A 2,404-nucleotide genomic window follows, 5' to 3' on the forward strand; every position below is an offset into this window, starting at 1 on the left:
TTCCAGGCGATGATGTAGCGGGAGTGATCGTCGAGGATGGTCGATAGGTAAAACCATCCCCAGCCGATGACCTTCAGTGGAGTAAGAAGCGCAGATGCGCTTCTCCTCCCCGAACCGTACTTGCACCTTTCAGCGCATACGGCTCTCCATTCAAGCTTGGCCCATGGCCATTGCAACATCATGATAGTTCGACGTGACGGTGCTGCGGTTTTCGATCCGGACGATATATGGGTTCTCCTCCGGATTACGCCACCGGAATTGCGCCTTGGGGCTTGAGACAAGCCGTTGCAGCGCTTTCCCGACGGGATCACCACGTTCATTCCGACCAAACACGAGCCAGGTTTTCGCCTTGCCCGGTTCGGGGGCCCTGAACCATTTCCGCATCAAGGGTTTGATGCGGGATCGGTATTTGTGCCCCAGCCAATGCGCCATTTTCCAGAACACGACATGGTCGATGCGCCGGAAGACGTACGCCGTGAAGTCGGCGAACTTGTAGAACGCCGCCCATCCCACCAATTGGCGGTTCAGGCCAGCGATCATGTCGACCGTACTGACACTATGATTGCCGGAAAGGGTTTCGGTAAGTCTGTGAACAAACCCCTTGGCCTTTTCCTTGGGTATTGTCGTTACGATGGACATCCGTCCATGCGCCCCTCGCTTGCGGATGATCCGGTGCCCCAGAAAGACGAAGCCGTCGTTGACGTGGGTGACATGGGTCTTCTCCATGTTCAGCGTCAACTTCAACTCACCTTCTAGAAACGCCCGGCATTCCTCGCGGATTTCCTCTGCCTGAACCTTGGTTCCTTTTACGATCACGACGAAGTCGTCAGCGTATCGGCAATAGGCAACAGCCGGTTTCCATTGCCGGTTCTCACGAACCGTGATGGGGCGGCCTTGCTTGATGCCGAAGTTCCATGCCCATCGGTCCTTGCGGGCCTTCTTGTTCAGGTATTTCGCCTCCAGCCACATATCAAACTCGTGGAGCATGATGTTGGACAGGAGCGGTGACAGAACGCCACCTTGCGGAACGCCCTCGCTTGAGGCTGTGAACAAGCCACGGTCGATGTGGCCTGCCTTCAGGAATCGATAGAGAAGATCGACGAACCGTCCGTCCTGCACCCGTCGCCGCACACATTTCAGAAGCAGCCTGTGATGGACCGTGTCAAAGTAGCTGGCGAGATCACCTTCGATGATCCAGCGGCCCTTCGTTCCACCTCCATCCTGTAGCTGTATCCTCACGGTGCGGACGGCGTGATGCACGCTGCGTTCCGGCCGGAAGCCATAGGATAGACGATGGAAATCGCTCTCCCAGATTGGCTCCATGGCCATCAGCATGGCGCGTTGGACAATGCGATCCGTCAGGGTCGGAATACCCAGTGGTCGTAGCTTGCCGTTCGATTTCGGGATATAGATGCGCTTGACCGGCTGAGGGCGATAACTCTCCTCCAGCAGGCTTGCCCGCAGGTCGTCCAGATGCTGATCCAGTCTGACCTGCAGTCTTTGCTTATCCATTCCGTCGATGCCCGGCGTTCGTGCGCCATTTGACGCAAGAACAATCCGGGCGGCCTCGGCAAGCCATTCCCGATTGGCAATCAGCCGAAGAAGCCGATCAAACCTCCGGTTTGGATCGTTTTCGGCCCATGTTGCGAGCTTGTGCTGCATTTCGCTGATTATCAAAGGTCTTCACCTCGCTTGGTCAGATAGTTTGCACTTCAAGCAGTTTGAACTGTTCCCCTTCGCCATGTGGCAGGCTTTCCCTGCCGCGGACTACTACGAGAACTCCGCCAACACGATGGACATCAGGGTCAACTCCCTTGCGACGCAATACTTTGTTGTCATTCCATCATGCCTTCCCTCGTTCATATGCTGGACGTCAGCGTATTGGTGAGGCTGCCGGTCGCAGTCTTTTTCCTTGCTTTCCGCAAGTCGATGCCGATGCCATGGTCTGGCTGCATTCTCCCCATGACCCACCGCGAGCATCCTTACATCTGCGCTCGCGTTCGGATGCACGCCGACATACCTGTCCGGCGACATCATCAGCATTCCGCCTGTTAAGCCGTGTAGGCGAAGGCGACCTTCCAGCCCTCAGATGCGAGTTAACCGGTTCGTGTTCCTCAACCTTCCAATACTTCAGCCTCGGGAACCATCTTGGCGTAACGGCTTCGCCTCAATCCCCTTTACCTGCGGGCTACGTCACCCTGCCAGTTGACAGCAGGTCACCGCCGCTTGGGCTCATGTCCCCTCGCAGCAAGGGACAGGCAAATCTTCACATCCTCCTTTCTCTTTGCATTCCAGTCATATGCCTCCCCGATTGGGGCGAGGCGCACGGTAGGTGAAGTCGGTTTGCCACATCTCGTTCGGCCTCGTGGTCTTGTCCTTGAACTCGTCATTGGCCTTGATGACA

1 protein-coding gene is annotated in these 2,404 nt (G+C 56.4%); it reads right to left on the bottom strand.

Annotation, left to right across the window (positions count from 1 at the left end; genetic code table 11):
- Window positions 1-150: 150 nt before the first annotated feature.
- A complete protein-coding gene (ltrA, locus tag FIB18_RS24545; RefSeq protein ID WP_169692025.1) occupies window positions 151-1,677 on the bottom strand; it encodes a group II intron reverse transcriptase/maturase in 1,527 nt (508 codons plus the stop codon).
- Between the last annotated feature and the right edge of the window lie 727 nt (window positions 1,678-2,404).

Origin of the sequence: Brucella pecoris (assembly GCF_006376675.1) — a bacterium.
In the GTDB taxonomy this organism is placed as follows: Bacteria; Pseudomonadota; Alphaproteobacteria; order Rhizobiales; family Rhizobiaceae; genus Brucella; species Brucella pecoris.